This is a genomic window from Defluviimonas sp. SAOS-178_SWC (genome assembly GCF_039830135.1).
Lineage (GTDB): Bacteria > Pseudomonadota > Alphaproteobacteria > Rhodobacterales > Rhodobacteraceae > Albidovulum.
The window spans coordinates 1,211,110-1,224,679 of sequence record NZ_CP156081.1 but is presented as its reverse complement, the minus strand read 5'-3'; the positions used below and the strand labels follow the sequence as shown (position 1 = coordinate 1,224,679).

At 65.6% G+C, this 13,570-nt stretch carries 16 protein-coding genes; 9 read left to right on the top strand and 7 right to left on the bottom strand.

The features are described from left to right. Positions 1–32: 32 nt before the first annotated feature. Complete coding sequence (locus tag V5734_RS06815; protein ID WP_347312752.1) at positions 33–533, bottom strand: Lrp/AsnC family transcriptional regulator; 501 nt, start codon at positions 531–533, stop codon at positions 33–35. A 207-nt stretch (positions 534–740) separates the two neighbouring features. Here V5734_RS06815 and V5734_RS06810 point away from each other — a divergent pair, with 207 nt between their 5' ends. From V5734_RS06810 to argC, 4 genes are all read left to right on the top strand, one after another. Further along, on the top strand, positions 741–2,165 hold the full coding sequence (locus tag V5734_RS06810; protein ID WP_347312751.1) for an arylsulfotransferase family protein: 1,425 nt from the start codon (positions 741–743) through the stop codon (positions 2,163–2,165). A 64-nt stretch (positions 2,166–2,229) separates the two neighbouring features. Beyond that, the gene (gene trxB, locus V5734_RS06805; RefSeq protein WP_347312750.1) at positions 2,230–3,195 is read left to right on the top strand and encodes a thioredoxin-disulfide reductase; all 966 of its coding nucleotides are present in this window, start codon (positions 2,230–2,232) and stop codon (positions 3,193–3,195) included. Positions 3,196–3,437: 242 nt separating this feature from the next. Continuing rightward, positions 3,438–5,495, top strand: coding sequence for a bifunctional sulfate adenylyltransferase/adenylylsulfate kinase (locus V5734_RS06800; RefSeq protein WP_347312749.1), 2,058 nt, complete (start codon positions 3,438–3,440; stop codon positions 5,493–5,495). A 115-nt stretch (positions 5,496–5,610) separates the two neighbouring features. Further along, entirely contained in the window at positions 5,611–6,531 is a 921-nt protein-coding gene (argC, locus tag V5734_RS06795) for an N-acetyl-gamma-glutamyl-phosphate reductase (protein WP_347312748.1), read from the top strand. Positions 6,532–6,594: 63 nt separating this feature from the next. On the opposite strand, the gene V5734_RS06790 is transcribed toward argC, so the two are convergent. The 3 genes from V5734_RS06790 to V5734_RS06780 all read right to left on the bottom strand — a co-directional run bounded on the left by V5734_RS06790 (position 6,595) and on the right by V5734_RS06780 (position 7,844). Next, entirely contained in the window at positions 6,595–7,080 is a 486-nt protein-coding gene (locus tag V5734_RS06790) for a cytochrome b (protein ID WP_347312747.1), read from the bottom strand. Positions 7,081–7,186: 106 nt separating this feature from the next. After that, positions 7,187–7,414 carry a DUF1150 family protein gene (locus tag V5734_RS06785; RefSeq protein ID WP_347312746.1) on the bottom strand — a complete coding sequence of 76 codons (228 nt, stop codon included), beginning with the start codon at positions 7,412–7,414 and terminating at the stop codon, positions 7,187–7,189. A gap of 13 nt (positions 7,415–7,427) precedes the next feature. Further along, on the bottom strand, positions 7,428–7,844 hold the full coding sequence (locus V5734_RS06780; RefSeq protein WP_347312745.1) for an Hsp20 family protein: 417 nt from the start codon (positions 7,842–7,844) through the stop codon (positions 7,428–7,430). 180 nt (positions 7,845–8,024) lie between these two features. On the opposite strand from V5734_RS06780, the gene V5734_RS06775 reads away from it, so the two are divergent. From V5734_RS06775 to V5734_RS06765, 3 genes are all read left to right on the top strand, one after another. Further along, a complete protein-coding gene (locus tag V5734_RS06775) occupies positions 8,025–8,243 on the top strand; it encodes a YdcH family protein (protein WP_347313587.1) in 219 nt (72 codons plus the stop codon). Between the two features lie 63 nt (positions 8,244–8,306). Then, positions 8,307–8,792, top strand: coding sequence for a 5-(carboxyamino)imidazole ribonucleotide mutase (gene purE, locus V5734_RS06770; protein ID WP_347312744.1), 486 nt, complete (start codon positions 8,307–8,309; stop codon positions 8,790–8,792). Beyond that, positions 8,785–9,858, top strand: a complete 1,074-nt coding sequence (locus tag V5734_RS06765) for a 5-(carboxyamino)imidazole ribonucleotide synthase (RefSeq protein WP_347312743.1) — start codon at positions 8,785–8,787, stop codon at positions 9,856–9,858. Before purE ends, V5734_RS06765 begins: the two co-directional genes overlap by 8 nt. Here the strand turns inward: V5734_RS06765 and V5734_RS06760 are convergent. Further along, positions 9,842–10,810, bottom strand: coding sequence for an NAD(P)-dependent alcohol dehydrogenase (locus V5734_RS06760; RefSeq protein WP_347312742.1), 969 nt, complete (start codon positions 10,808–10,810; stop codon positions 9,842–9,844). The two genes, V5734_RS06765 and V5734_RS06760, sit on opposite strands and share 17 nt — an antisense overlap. A gap of 117 nt (positions 10,811–10,927) precedes the next feature. Further along, positions 10,928–11,659 (bottom strand): alpha/beta fold hydrolase, encoded by a 732-nt coding sequence (locus V5734_RS06755; RefSeq protein WP_347312741.1) that lies wholly within the window; start codon positions 11,657–11,659, stop codon positions 10,928–10,930. A gap of 76 nt (positions 11,660–11,735) precedes the next feature. Here V5734_RS06755 and V5734_RS06750 point away from each other — a divergent pair, with 76 nt between their 5' ends. Together V5734_RS06750 and V5734_RS06745 are read left to right on the top strand one after the other, a co-directional pair. Beyond that, positions 11,736–12,188 carry an NUDIX domain-containing protein gene (locus V5734_RS06750; protein WP_347312740.1) on the top strand — a complete coding sequence of 151 codons (453 nt, stop codon included), beginning with the start codon at positions 11,736–11,738 and terminating at the stop codon, positions 12,186–12,188. Next, on the top strand, positions 12,185–12,676 hold the full coding sequence (locus V5734_RS06745) for a GreA/GreB family elongation factor (protein WP_347312739.1): 492 nt from the start codon (positions 12,185–12,187) through the stop codon (positions 12,674–12,676). The genes V5734_RS06750 and V5734_RS06745 overlap by 4 nt, the downstream gene beginning before the upstream one ends. On the opposite strand, the gene V5734_RS06740 is transcribed toward V5734_RS06745, so the two are convergent. Beyond that, positions 12,667–13,530, bottom strand: a complete 864-nt coding sequence (locus tag V5734_RS06740; protein WP_347312738.1) for a DMT family transporter — start codon at positions 13,528–13,530, stop codon at positions 12,667–12,669. The two genes, V5734_RS06745 and V5734_RS06740, sit on opposite strands and share 10 nt — an antisense overlap. Positions 13,531–13,570: the final 40 nt, after the last annotated feature.

Here is a 13,570-nt window from a genome sequence, read left to right as displayed (position 1 = left end):
CGCGCCGCCGTGCAAAGCGGGCGCCGCGCCGGTCAGGCGCTGCGCCCGAGCCGCGCTTCGAGCACGTCGAACGGCACGCCGGGCTGATCCTTGGCGCAGCGGATCACGAGGCTCGTCTTCACGCTCGCCACGTTCGGGGCCGAGGTCAGTTCCTCGGTCAGGAAGGTCTGGAACGACGACAGGTCCGGGGCGACGCATTTCAGGATGAAGTCGATCTCGCCATTCAGCATGTGGCATTCGCGGACAAGGGGCCAGACCCGGCACTTGGCCTCGAAGGCCGACAGGTCGGCCTCGGCCTGGCTGTGCAGTCCGACCATCGCGAAGACCTGAACCTCGAAACCCAGCTCGCGGGGATTGACGTCGGCGTGGTAGCCGCGGATATAGCCGCCCTCTTCCAGGGTCCGCACACGGCGCAGACAGGGCGGCGCCGAGATCCCGACCCGGCGGGCAAGCTCGACATTGGTCATGCGCCCATCGTCCTGCAATTCAGCGAGGATCTTGCGGTCAATCTCGTCGAGCCTGTTGGCGGCCATAATGGCTTCTCCTTGAATTTTTGCGGAACTTACAGTCGAAAGCCATGCTGCGCAATAATATTTCGCTCGCGCGCAACTTTTTGCACGCTTGGCAACCGTGCCTTGCCACGGCGCTGCTCATGAACAAGCCTGGTGGGCCATTAGTTGCCGGATTGGCGTTGTCGGCCGGGACCGAGGCCCCTATCATCAATCCCGCTGATCGACAAAATGGAGGCTGTCGCATTGGGACGGTCCGTTCCTTTGTGGGTGTTCCTCCTATGCCTCATTCTGTGGCTGCTTCTGACCGTCCTCTTCGGCGGCTTGGTCAAGTCGAAGGTCTCGGGCAGCGAACTGACCGGCCCGATCGGAAATCTGGTGGTGAAGATCGCGTCATTCCCGTCCCTGACCGCCCGCACGCTGGCCGAACTTGCCGGCATCGCGAGCGGGGGTTACCGGGACGAGGCGTATAGTGTCGAACGGGATGCCGATGCCGACTATTCGGGTTTTGCACCCATCAAGACCGCCCGGGATATTGCGCTTCAGGGCCTCCTTCTTCGCGCGGATTCAGAGCGCGCTTCCCCCGGCTGGCGGGTGCTCGTCGGGGCGTTCGCCATCGACGGAGAGGCGCGCAATGCCGCGCTCCTGATTTCCCCCGAACTCGAGGTGGCAAAGGTTTGGCCCCTCCAGGAGGTGGCGACCGGCAAGCTGCAGCCACGTTCGAACTACAAGAAGTTTCCGCACGGCTTTGAAATCCTGCGGGACGGCTCTTTCATCTATACGTTCGATGGCAGCGTCAGCGTGCAGCATGAAACCGCCTGCGGCGACAGCATCTGGGCGACCGACGGCCGCTTTACCCACACGATCACGCTGGACGACCGCTCCGAGTACCTCTGGTCCCTGCGCGACGGCACCGACCTTGTTCAGATCGCCGTCGCCGATGGGTCCATCAAGCGGGACATCTCTGTCCAGCAGATCATCGACGCCAACCCCGAGGTCGACATCCTCGAGCTTCGACGCGCCCACGGCAACGACCCCGAAAGGAACCGCCGCAACACGACCGGCTTTTGGCTGCCCGACAGCCTGCATCTGAATGATGTGGAGCCCCTTCCCGCCGCGTTCGCCCCGGCCTTCCCATCGTTCAAGCCCGGCGATCTTCTGGTCAGCGCGCGCGAACTCAACCTGCTCTTCGTGCTCGACCCCGAAACGTTGCGCTTCCGGTGGTGGCAGGTCGGCCTCGTAATCCGCCAGCATGATCCCGACTGGCTTCCGAACGGCGAGATCCTCGTCTTCAACAATCGTATGGCGCGCGACTACAGCGACATCGTCGCGATAAATCCGCAGACAAACCAACGCCGTGTCGTCTTCGACGGTCGGAAGAACAACTTCTATTCGCGAATTCGCGGCAAGGTTCAGAAATTGGAGGCGGGAGGCCTTGTGGTCACGAGCCCGCAGCAGGGGCGTGCATTCGAGGTCGATTCCGACGGACGAACCGTGCTCGACATCGTCAATACCAAGCCGGACGACGCTTCCGTCAACTACGTCGTGTCGGAGATGAAGTGGCTGCCGCCGAACTACTTTGACGGCGATGTTCCCGATTGCCTCGCCGCCATCAGCGACCGTGTTGCGCAGGGCGAGGCGCGTCCAACCCAGTGACTGGGGTTTTCGCGGGAAGCACAGGGGACTATATGACCGAGGACAGCTTCTGAAAGGGCGGACGATGGGCGACACGCGGCATACTAAGGTTCTGATCATCGGCTCCGGACCGGCGGGCTATACGGCGGCCGTCTATTCGGCGCGCGCCATGACCAATCCGATCCTCGTCCAGGGCATCCAGCCCGGCGGCCAGCTCACCATCACCACCGAGGTCGAGAACTGGCCCGGCGATACCCACGTGCAGGGCCCAGACCTGATGGTGCGGATGGAAGAGCACGCCAAGGCGATGGGAGCGGAGATCATCTCCGATCACATCGCGTCGCTCGACCTTTCGAAGCGCCCGTTCACGGCCGCCGGCGACAGTGGCACGACCTACACCGCCGACGCGGTGATCCTCGCGACCGGCGCGCAGGCGAAATGGCTCGGGCTTCCGTCCGAGGAGAAGTTCAAGGGTTTCGGCGTCTCGGCTTGCGCCACCTGCGACGGTTTCTTCTATCGTGGCAAGGAGGTCGTGGTGATCGGCGGCGGCAATACCGCCGTGGAGGAGGCCCTGTTCCTCACCAATTTCGCGACGAAGGTCACACTCATTCACCGGCGGGACGAGCTTCGCGCCGAGAAGATCTTGCAGGACCGGCTCTTCAAGCATCCGAAGGTCGAGGTCTTGTGGAACCACACGGTCGAGGAAGTGCTGGGCGATACCGACCCGCTCGGCGTCACGGCAGTGCGGGCGAAGGACGTGAAGACCGGCAAGACGACCGACATTCCCTGCGCCGGTTTCTTCGTCGCCATCGGCCATGCGCCGGCTTCGGAACTGGTCAAGGACCAGCTGGACCTGCATCACGGCGCCTACGTGAAGGTGAAGCCCGGCACGACCGAGACCTCGATCCCCGGCGTTTTCGCCGCGGGCGACCTCACCGACCATGTCTACCGCCAGGCCGTGACCTCGGCGGGGATGGGCTGCATGGCGGCGCTCGACGCCGAGCGCTGGTTGGCCGAGCAGGAGACCGAAACCGCCGAGGCGGCAGAGTAATCGCCGCTGCGGGTCAGCGGACCCGCCAGGGACGCCGCATCTGATGCCGATCCATCGAAGCCGGTGGGCGGCGGAGGGTTGCCGCGACCAGCGCCCTCGCCGCGCTTTACGGCGACAATCATGTTGTAACCGGGTCACTGACCGCCGGAACCGTCATAAATCACCGAATTTTCTTTCCTTCCGACATCGGCTGTGAAATGTGTTCAGCGCTGAACATAAATTGAGTCGAACACCCGGTGCCGATGACCGCCCAATCTCCTTCGGAAGACGATCAACTCTTCCGCCTTCTGCGCCAACTCGATCAGGCGCCAGACGCCTCGCAGCGCGCGACGGCGGGCGCGCTTGGCGTCAGCCTTGGCACGCTCAACACCCATCTGCGCGCCGCGAGCGAAGCCGGATTTATCCGCGTCGCCCAGCGCAGCGGCCCGGACCGCCGCCAGCGCTTCACTTATGAACTGACCACGAAGGGCGCCGCGACGAAGGCCCGCCTGACCGACCAGTTTCTGACCCGAAAACTCGCCGAATACGACGCGCTCCATGCCGAATTGACCGGCTCGGAAAGCGGTCTTCTCCATCTCAAGAAAAGGAACCCGTTGATGCAATCCAATCTCGCACCGATCCCCGAGCTCTACGTTTCCTACGACAGCGCCCAGAAGCTGAAGCACGAAGCCGGCAACCTGCCGTCGTGGGATCTGACCCCGCGCCAGATCTGTGACCTCGAACTTCTGATGAACGGCGGTTTCCACCCTCTGAAGGGCTTCCTGACCGAGGCCGACTACGACGGCGTAGTCGAGAACATGCGGTTGGAAAGCGGGGCACTCTGGCCGATGCCGGTGACGCTCGACGTCAACGAGGCGTTCGCCGAAGGGATCGAGCCCGGCCAGGACATCGCGCTACGCGATCAGGAAGGCGTCATCCTCGCCATCCTCTCGGTCACCGACAAGTGGGAGCCGAACAAGGCGCGCGAGGCCGAGAAGGTCTTTGGCGCCGACGATCTGGCCCATCCGGCGGTCAACTACCTGCACAACCAGGCGGGCAAGATCTATCTCGGCGGGCCGGTCACCGGCATCCAGCAGCCGGTCCACTACGACTTCAAGGCCCGCCGCGACACGCCGAACGAGCTTCGCGCCTATTTCCGCAAGCTCGGCTGGCGCAAGATCGTCGCCTTCCAGACCCGCAACCCCTTGCACCGCGCGCACCAGGAACTGACCTTCCGCGCCGCGAAGGAAGCGCAGGCGAACCTCCTCATTCATCCGGTCGTCGGCATGACCAAGCCCGGCGACGTCGATCACTTCACCCGCGTGCGCTGCTACGAGGCGGTGCTGGACCAGTATCCGGCCGCGACCACGCATCTGTCGCTTCTCAACCTCGCGATGCGCATGGGCGGCCCGCGCGAGGCGCTCTGGCACGCGATCATCCGCCGCAATCACGGGCTCACCCACATGATCATCGGCCGCGACCATGCGGGGCCGGGCAAGAACAGCCAGGGCAAGGATTTCTACGATCCCTATGCCGCGCAGGAACTGGTGCGCCAGCACCAGGAGGAAATCGGCATCGAGATGGTCGATTTCAAACAGATGGTCTACGTGCAGGAAAAGGCGCAGTACTTCCCCGTTGACGAGGTGCCGGAGGGCGCGACCGTCCTCGACATCTCGGGCACCGAGCTGCGCCGCCGGCTTCGCGAAGGGCTGGAGATCCCCGACTGGTTCTCCTTCCCGGATGTGGTGACGGAACTGCGCCGCACCTCGCCGCCGCGCGCCAGGCAGGGCTTCACCGTGTTCTTCACCGGTCTCTCCGGCTCCGGCAAGTCGACCATCGCCAACGCGCTGATGGTCAAGCTGATGGAGATGGGCGGCCGTCCGACGACGCTTCTCGACGGTGACGTCGTCCGCAAGCACCTGTCGTCGGAACTCGGCTTCTCGAAGGAACACCGCGACATCAACATCAAGCGCATCGGCTATGTCGCGAGCGAGATCACCAAGAACGGCGGCATCGCAATCTGCGCGCCGATCGCGCCCTACACCTCGACCCGACGCGCTGTGCGCGAGATGATCGAGGCCTATGGCGCCTTCGTCGAGGTCCATGTCGCGACCAGCCTCGAGGAATGCGAACGCCGCGACCGCAAGGGCCTCTACAAGCTCGCCCGCGAAGGCAAGATCAAGGAGTTCACCGGAATCTCGGACCCCTACGAGGCGCCGCAGAACCCCGAGCTCAAGGTCGAGACCGAGAACGTCGACGTCGACAACTGCGCGCACCAGGTCATCCTGAAGCTGGAATCGATGGGCCTCATCAAGGCCTGACCCACGTCACCCCGGAAGAACGCAGACGCCCGGCCGGGAAAGCCGGGCGTCTTGCTTTGCGTTCGCGCCCGAAGGGCGTATATGGGCCGGACCTGACGCAAACGGAGCACGCCCAATGGCACACAAGGTCTTCATCGACGGGGATGTCGGCACGACGGGTCTTCAGATCCGCGAGCGGCTCGAACGTCGCGACGACATTTCGCTCGTCAGGATCGACCCGGCGCTCCGCAAGGACAATGCCGCGCGGCTTCGGGCCTTCGCCGAGGCCGAGGTGGCGATCCTTTGCCTGCCGGATCCGGCGGCTAAGGAAATCGTCGCGCTTTGCGAATCCGAGGGCCTGCCCACACGGATCATCGACGCCTCGACCGCGCACCGGACCCATCCGGACTGGAGCTTCGGCTTCCCCGAACTGGCCAAGGGCCAGCGCGATACGATCCGCGGCTCCAATCGTGTCACGAATCCCGGCTGCTGGTCGACCTGCGCCATCGCGCTGATCCGGCCGCTGGTCGATGCGGGGCTGATCGACACTGCGGCACAGATCGCGATTTCGGGCGTCTCGGGCTATTCCGGCGGCGGCAAGTCGATGATCGAGGAATTCGAAGGCGGCGCCGTTCAGGGGTCTTTCCTCTACGGCACCGGCCAGACGCACAAGCACCTGCCGGAAATCGGCCTCTACAGTGGCCTCTCGCGTCCCCCGGTCTTCGTGCCTTCGGTCGGGCAATATGCGCAAGGCATGGCGGTCGCCGTCGAACTGGAGCTCGACGCCAAGGGCATCGACCATGCCGAGAAGGCTCTGATGGCGCATTACGGCGGTGAGCATTTCGTCGCGGTCGTTCCGGCCGAAGCGCATGAACCGCGCGTCTATCCGCAGATGCTGAACGGGACGAACCGGATGGAGCTTTCGGTCCACGGCAATCGCATGACCGGGGCGGCAACGCTCATCGCCGTTCTCGACAATCTCGGCAAGGGCGCCTCGGGCGCGGCGGTTCAGAACCTGAACCTGATGCTCGGTGTGGACGAGGCCGCCGGGCTCTGAGCCGCACCGCGCAGGCATAAGCCCCGGCACAAGGGCCGGGGCTTTTCATTTGGCGGCGGGGGTTCAGCCCGGGCGCTTCATACGCTCCATCAACCCGTCCTTCAGGACGAACTGATGGTAGACGGCACCGATCACATGCAGCGCGGCCAGCGCCGCCAGAACGTTGAACAGGACCTCATGCGCCTCGCCGGCCAGATTGATGCCACCGTACCAGGCGGCAATGCCCAGGGCCGGAATGGCGATGAGGCCGAGATAGAGCCCGAAATGGGTAAGCTTGGCCGCGCGGTCGAGCAGGGGATGGCCGCCTTTCGGCAGGCCCGGCGCCCCGCGCAATCCCCGGATCGCAATTCGCAGAACCGCGAGGACCAGAATGGCGATACCGCCCCAGACATGCGCCGCCGCGGTATTGCCATAGGCATCGCGGCCCTGATGAAGCGCAAACCACGCCGATTTCATCGCATCGCTGCTGATGTAGCTGGTGACCAGAATCAACACGATGCCCCAATGCAGCATGATCTGCGTGCGGCTGTAGCCTTTGACCTCGGACATTTGACCCTCACGTTTTCTTGCGGACGCCCACTGCGCTCCGCACTTCACGTAACACGCAGTTAGTGGCCGTTTCTGTCGCTGGTCAATGCAACCGGGGTTGCAATGGTCAGTGCGCGCTGACCGGGGCCATATCGTTCTGCCGCGCCAGCGCGAAGGCCATCCGCCGGTCCTTGACCAGCGCCAGCCGTTCGCCAGAGGCGTCGTGAACCGCATAAAGCGTTTCAAGCCCCATCGCCTGTGCCCGGATCTCCTCCGGCAGATCGGCGACGGGAACCTCGCGCACATAGACGATGCGCTCGCCCGAATCCGGCCCGAAATCGAATTTGGTATCCATGCCCGTTTCCTCCTTAGCCCTTGGTGATGCGGATCGTCTGCACCGTCTTTTCCGGGATCGCCCGGACCAGATCGACGTGCAGAAGCCCGTTTTCCAGCCGCGCCCCCGCCACCTCGACACCCTCGGCCAGCACGAAGCTGCGCTGGAAGGCGCGCGCTGCGATGCCGCGATGCAGGAAGATGCGGCCGTCATCCGTGTCCTCGGCCTGACGGCCGCGGATCACCAGTTGCCGGTCCTCGACCGTGATCGCGATGTCATCCTCGCGGAATCCCGCGACGGCGAGCGTGATGCGAAAGCCATGTTCCGAGGATTGTTCGATATTGAACGGGGGATAGGTTTCGTTCCCGTTCTTCGCGGTGCGTTCCACCAGCCGTTCCAGCTGATCGAATCCCAGAAGGAAGGGATGGGCGGCAAAGGTCAGTTTCGTCATCCAGGCATGTCCTCGACATCAAGCGACACTACATGAGGCCCCCGAACGGGCAGCCTCATGGGAAATATGGAGGTTCCCGGACGCCCCGACAAGGCGCAGAGGCGCGAAAAGCTTCCCGCAATCGCCTGGACTTGCTATCGTCCGTTACCGCTCCCTGGAACGACTCAAGACATGAACGACATGAACGCGCATATGGAAATGGACAATACCGAGGTTCTGCGCGTGAAACTCGAAGTCCTGCGGCAGGAGCACCGCGACCTCGACGAGGCCATTCACGTGATGGAAACGTCGGGCCGCGCCGACCAGCTCCGGCTGAAACGCCTGAAAAAGCAGAAGCTGATGCTCAAGGACCAGATCGCCCGGATCGAGGATATCCTGACGCCGGACATCATCGCCTGACCTTGCCCCTCCCCGCGCCGTCGCTATAGTGCGCGCTCCATTTCCCGGGGGGCGGAGAACGGCATGAGCGTGAAGGTCGGCATCATCATGGGGTCGCAGTCCGACTGGCCCACGATGAAGGAAGCGGCGACGGTTCTCGACGAACTCGGCGTCGCTTACGAGGCGAAGATCGTCTCGGCGCACCGGACCCCCGACAGGCTTTGGGCCTATGGCAAGACCGCCGTCGAACGCGGGCTTCAGGTGATCATCGCCGGCGCCGGCGGCGCGGCGCACCTGCCCGGCATGATGGCGTCCAAAACCCGCGTCCCGGTGATCGGTGTGCCGGTGCAGACAAAGGCGCTCTCGGGCGTCGACAGCCTTTATTCCATCGTCCAGATGCCGAAGGGCTATCCGGTCGCCACGATGGCCATCGGCGCCGCCGGGGCCGCCAATGCCGGCCTCATGGCCGCCGGCATCCTCGCCCTGCATGACGCCGCCCTCGCCACGCGCCTCGACAGCTGGCGCGATGCCCTTTCCGCCTCGATTCCGGACGCCCCGAAAGATGAGTAAACCGCTTCCCGCCGGCGCCACGATCGGCATCCTCGGCGGCGGCCAGCTTGGCCGCATGCTGTCCGTCGCCGCCGCGCGGCTCGGCTACAAGACCCATATCTATGAGCCCGCCGCCAGCCCACCCGCAGGCGACGTCGCCCATAGGGTGACGACGGCCGCCTATGACGACCTCGCAGCGCTTTCGGCGTTCGCGCAGTCTGTCGACATCGTCACCTACGAGTTTGAAAACATTCCCACATCCGCCCTCGACGCACTCGAGGCCCATTGCCCGATCCACCCCAACCGCCGCGCCCTCGCCATCAGCCAGGACCGGCTGGTCGAAAAGGCGTTCCTGCGCGATCTCGGCCTCATGACCGCGCCGTTCTCCGCGGTTGACGACGCCGAGGATCTTGCCGATGCGCTGGACGAGATCGGCGCCCCGTCGATCCTCAAGACCCGGCGGCTCGGCTATGACGGCAAGGGCCAGGCCAAGCTCGATACGGCCGGCGATGCCGACGCGGCGCTTGCGGCGATGGCCGGCGCTCCGGCGATCCTCGAAGGCTTCATCGACTTCAGTCACGAGGTTTCCGTCATCGCCGCGCGCAGCCTTTCGGGCGAGGTGACCGCCTTCGATCCGGGCGAGAACGTCCATCGCGCGGGCATCCTGCGCACGACGACCATCCCCGCCCGCCTCAGCGAGGCGCAGCGTACCGACGCCGTCTTCCTCGCCGGCCGCATCCTCAACGCGCTGAAATATGTCGGCGTCATGGGGGTGGAGCTGTTCGTGACCCGCAAGGGCCTGATCGTGAACGAGATCGCGCCTCGGGTGCACAATTCCGGTCACTGGACGCAGAACGGCTGCGCCGTCGACCAGTTCGAACAGCATATCCGCGCCATCGCCGGATGGCCGCTCGGCGACGGATCGCGCCACTCGGACGTGGTGATGGAGAACCTGATCGGCGACGACATCCACAAGGTGCCCGAGATCGCGCGCGCCCCCCGCGCCGCGATCCATCTTTACGGCAAGGCCGAGGCGCGGCCGGGCCGCAAGATGGGGCATGTGAACCGGATCACGCCACGGAAATGACCACCGCGCCCTGGCGGTGGCGGGCCTCGACGTAGCGGTGCGCCTCGACGATATCCTCAAGGGGATAGGTCCGGTCGATCATCGGCCGCAGCTTTCCCTCGGAAATCATGCCTTTGAGCACGTCGAGGTCGGCGGCGGTGTCGCCGCTCGTGCCGATCTTCAGGCGCGGCCCGCCGGCAATCTTCGCCCAAAGCGCCTGCATCATCTCGCGGAACCCGAAGTTCAGCGGCAGGAAAAGGCCGCCCGGTTTTAGAACCCGGCGCGCGCGGGCGAAATCAACGGCGCCGACCGCGTCGAAGACAAGATCGTAGCGCACGGACCCTTCGGTGAAATCCTCGGCGCGGTAGTCGATGAACTGCACGGCGCCCAATCCCAGAACGAGGTCGCGGTTGGCCCCGCTCGCGATCCCCGTGACCGTTGCGCCCATCGCGCGGGCGATCTGCACCGCGTAGATGCCGACACCACCGGAGGCGCCAACGACGGCGACGCTCTGGCCCGGCTGGATCCTGGCGAAGTCGCGCAGGAACACGAGCGCGGAGAGCGCGCCGAAGGGCAGCGCCGCGGCCTCCTCGTTGCTCAGCGTCGCGGGCGTTTCGACGATGGGGCCGTCGGCGGGCATCACGAGGTATTGGGCATGCGCGCCCTTGCCGGAAAAGCCGAAGACACGCGTGCCCTGCACCGGGGCGCTGACGCCCTCCCCCAAGGCCGCGACCTCGCCCGCGAACTCGACACCCAGCACCCGGTTTCTCGGGCGCGTCAGCCCCGTCATCAGCCGCCCCGGCAGCCAGAGGATGCCGGGATAAGCCGCCGCGCGCATCCGCCAGTCGGCGGTCGTGACCGAACTCGCGCGGACCCGCACCAGCACCTCGCCCGGTCCGGGTTCGGGCTGCGGCAGATCCGCCTCATGAAGAACCTCGGGCGGCCCGTATCGGTCGTAGACGATGGCTTTCATGGTTCCGCCTCCGGTCGGTCACGTCCGGGCGGAGCCTATACTCCCCCGCCGTCACATGAAACATCGCTTCCCCGTGATCGTCGGCGGCCTGTGTCGTCCGCGAGGGACGGCAGGCTTTCACCGCTCCCGAAAAATCCGCTGCGCGGCGTCGAAATAGCTCAGGTCGTGATCGAAACGGCCCTTTGCGAGGAACTCCAGCACCTCGGCCACGACGACCGGATTGTTCATCATGAACGTGTGGGTGACCGGCAGCACGATATGGTCGCGCATTCCGCCGATCTTGGTGCTTTCCACGCTGACCTTGCCATCGTCCTCGCCGTCGATCACCGCCGAATAGACCGGGTTCAGGGACTGGTTGCCCGCGATGATCCCGAGATCGAACTGCGCCGCCGGCAAGGCGTTCGGCAGGCTCGACGGCCCTGTCCCGAGCTCCAGCCCCGCAGGACCATTGAGCCAGCGGAACGCATCGAGGTCACCGAAGGCATCGACCAGTTCCGATCCGTGGTTCGGCGGGGCCAGCATCACCACCCGCCCCATATGCGCCGGCCGGTGATCGGCCAGCCAGGCCCGGACCAGGATCCCGCCCATCGAATGGGTGACGAAATTCACCCGGTCGTCCCCGCATTCCGCGACGGCCGGCCCGACCTCAGTGGCGACCAGCGCCTCGATCGTCGCCTTGGTCGATGGATAATCGTGGTTCACGACCTTGTAGCCCGCCCGCGTGAGTGCCTCCTGCAGGACCAGAAGCGACGTCTCGCTTCGCGCGAGCCCGTGCAAAAGTACCACGCAATCCGCCCGCGCCGCCGGAGCGGCGGTCAGGACAAGAAGCGCGAGTACGAATTTCCACATGACCCGGAGATAAGGAATTCATACCGACGTTGCGAGCCTCTTGTCCTCGCCGTGACGCTTCGTCACTCTCGTGCGCATGAAAACCCGCTCTCCCCGCCTAGCGACCCGTGCAATCATCGTCCAGGACGGAAAGCTCCTGCTCGTCAATGCCTATCCGGGCCGCCGGTCGGACCTTTGGTGCGCGCCCGGCGGCGGGGTGGAGCCGGGTATGTCGCTGCCCGACAACCTCGCGCGGGAGATTCACGAGGAATGTGGGCTTCGGATCTCGGTCGGCCCCCTCGCGCTTGTCAACGAGTTCCACGACCCGCGCTCGGGCTTTCATCAGGTCGACCTCTTCTTCCGCTGCGCCGTCGCCGGCGGCACCCTCGACCCCGGCTGGACCGATCCGGCCCGTGTCGTCCACACAACGCGCTTCTTTGCCCCTGCGGAGCTTGCCGCGATCCGGCTGAAGCCCGACAGCCTGTCGCGCGTCGCCTTCGGGCCGGACGGGCCGGCCGAATACGACCCGCTGGAGGTCATCGTGACATGAGCCGCGCCTTCGTGAAGGAGGACGGGCCGGACAACGAACCGTTACCCGACCTGCCGATCAGCCCGCATCCGAACTACGTCACCCCGCGTGGCCTGACCGCTTTGCGTGACCGCCTGATCGCGACCCAGACGGAACTGGCGCGTCTGAAGGCGCGGACGGATCGGCTCGACAAGCTGCCGGAGAAGGCCGCCGAGCGCGACATCCGCTATCTGGAGGCGCGGCTCCGCTCGGCGATCCCGGTCGATCCCGCCGATCAGCCGCTGGACGAGGTGGCCTTCGGCGCGCGGGTGACGGTGGCGGACGAGGACGGCACGGAAACGGTCTACGAGATCGTCGGCGAGGATGAGGCGGATGCGAGCGCCCACCGGATCGCCCCGCAGGCGCCGCTCTCCCGTGCGCTGCTCGGCGCGCGGGTCGGCGACGTCGTCGAATGGCGTCGGCCCGCTGGCAGGATGGAGCTTGAGGTGATCGCGATCGCCTATCTCTGACGCGGCGGCTTCAGCGCGATCGCGACCCCGCCGAGGACGAGCGCGGCGGAGATGAGGAACCGCAAGGTCAACGGCTCGCCCAGAAACACCATACCGCCGGCAACGGCGATGAGCGGCACGGTCAGCTGCGCCACCCCGCCCCGCGCGGCGCCAAGGGCAGGCAGGACGGAATACCACAGGGCATAGCCGAGGCCGGAGGTGAGCGCGCCGGAAACCGCCGCGAGAAGCAGGCCTTGCGCCATGGCTGGCACCGTGTCGGGCGAACCGGGCAACGCCGCGACGACGAGAAGGGCCACCGGAACCGCGAGGACGAAGTTCCACGCGGTCGCGCCGAGCGGATCGGAGGCGCCGCGCGCGGAGAGCGAGTAGATCCCCCACCCGATCCCGGCGGCCGCCATCAGCCCAGCATGGACGAGGCTGCTATTCGCGCCGGACCCCGGCGCGAAGAGGTAGACGAGCCCGAAGAACGCGAGGCCCGAACCGAGCCAGCGCCGCGCGGGAACCCGCTCCCGCGCGAGAAGGGCGCCGGCGAACATGGTGATCTGGACCATGCCGAACAGGATCAACGCGCCGGTCCCGGCGTGAAGCGCACCATAGGCGAGCGAGAACCCGAACAGATAGAGAAGGAGCGACAGTGGCCCCGCGACCCGCCCCTTCGCACCCGGCCAGATCGCCCGGCCTGTTGAAAGATGGCGCAGACCAACAAGAACCGCGAGCATCCCCGCCCCGGCGAGCAGGCGGACGATCGCGAAACTCACCGGGTCGATCAACCCCGGCCCTACCGCCGCCCGGTTCAGCACCGAGTTCGCCGCGAAGGCGGTCATGGTGAGGGCGGTCAGAAGGATGAGGCGCATGGCCAATGGCTAAGCGCCCGGACCGCCGGACGCCAGCCAA

What these genes read in the sequence shown, in the direction of transcription:
- V5734_RS06790 (WP_347312747.1), bottom strand. Translation starts at nt 7,080, where the DNA reads ATGTCCGAGGTCAAAGGCTACAGCCGCACGCAGATCATGCTGCATTGG.
- V5734_RS06810 (WP_347312751.1), top strand. Translation starts at nt 741, where the DNA reads ATGGAGGCTGTCGCATTGGGACGGTCCGTTCCTTTGTGGGTGTTCCTC.
- V5734_RS06765 (WP_347312743.1), top strand. Translation starts at nt 8,785, where the DNA reads ATGAGTAAACCGCTTCCCGCCGGCGCCACGATCGGCATCCTCGGCGGC.
- V5734_RS06760 (WP_347312742.1), bottom strand. Translation starts at nt 10,810, where the DNA reads ATGAAAGCCATCGTCTACGACCGATACGGGCCGCCCGAGGTTCTTCAT.
- V5734_RS06815 (WP_347312752.1), bottom strand. Translation starts at nt 533, where the DNA reads ATGGCCGCCAACAGGCTCGACGAGATTGACCGCAAGATCCTCGCTGAA.
- V5734_RS06755 (WP_347312741.1), bottom strand. Translation starts at nt 11,659, where the DNA reads ATGTGGAAATTCGTACTCGCGCTTCTTGTCCTGACCGCCGCTCCGGCG.
- V5734_RS06800 (WP_347312749.1), top strand. Translation starts at nt 3,438, where the DNA reads ATGACCGCCCAATCTCCTTCGGAAGACGATCAACTCTTCCGCCTTCTG.
- purE (WP_347312744.1), top strand. Translation starts at nt 8,307, where the DNA reads ATGAGCGTGAAGGTCGGCATCATCATGGGGTCGCAGTCCGACTGGCCC.
- V5734_RS06750 (WP_347312740.1), top strand. Translation starts at nt 11,736, where the DNA reads ATGAAAACCCGCTCTCCCCGCCTAGCGACCCGTGCAATCATCGTCCAG.
- V5734_RS06780 (WP_347312745.1), bottom strand. Translation starts at nt 7,844, where the DNA reads ATGACGAAACTGACCTTTGCCGCCCATCCCTTCCTTCTGGGATTCGAT.
- V5734_RS06740 (WP_347312738.1), bottom strand. Translation starts at nt 13,530, where the DNA reads ATGCGCCTCATCCTTCTGACCGCCCTCACCATGACCGCCTTCGCGGCG.
- trxB (WP_347312750.1), top strand. Translation starts at nt 2,230, where the DNA reads ATGGGCGACACGCGGCATACTAAGGTTCTGATCATCGGCTCCGGACCG.
- argC (WP_347312748.1), top strand. Translation starts at nt 5,611, where the DNA reads ATGGCACACAAGGTCTTCATCGACGGGGATGTCGGCACGACGGGTCTT.
- V5734_RS06775 (WP_347313587.1), top strand. Translation starts at nt 8,025, where the DNA reads ATGAACGCGCATATGGAAATGGACAATACCGAGGTTCTGCGCGTGAAA.
- V5734_RS06785 (WP_347312746.1), bottom strand. Translation starts at nt 7,414, where the DNA reads ATGGATACCAAATTCGATTTCGGGCCGGATTCGGGCGAGCGCATCGTC.
- V5734_RS06745 (WP_347312739.1), top strand. Translation starts at nt 12,185, where the DNA reads ATGAGCCGCGCCTTCGTGAAGGAGGACGGGCCGGACAACGAACCGTTA.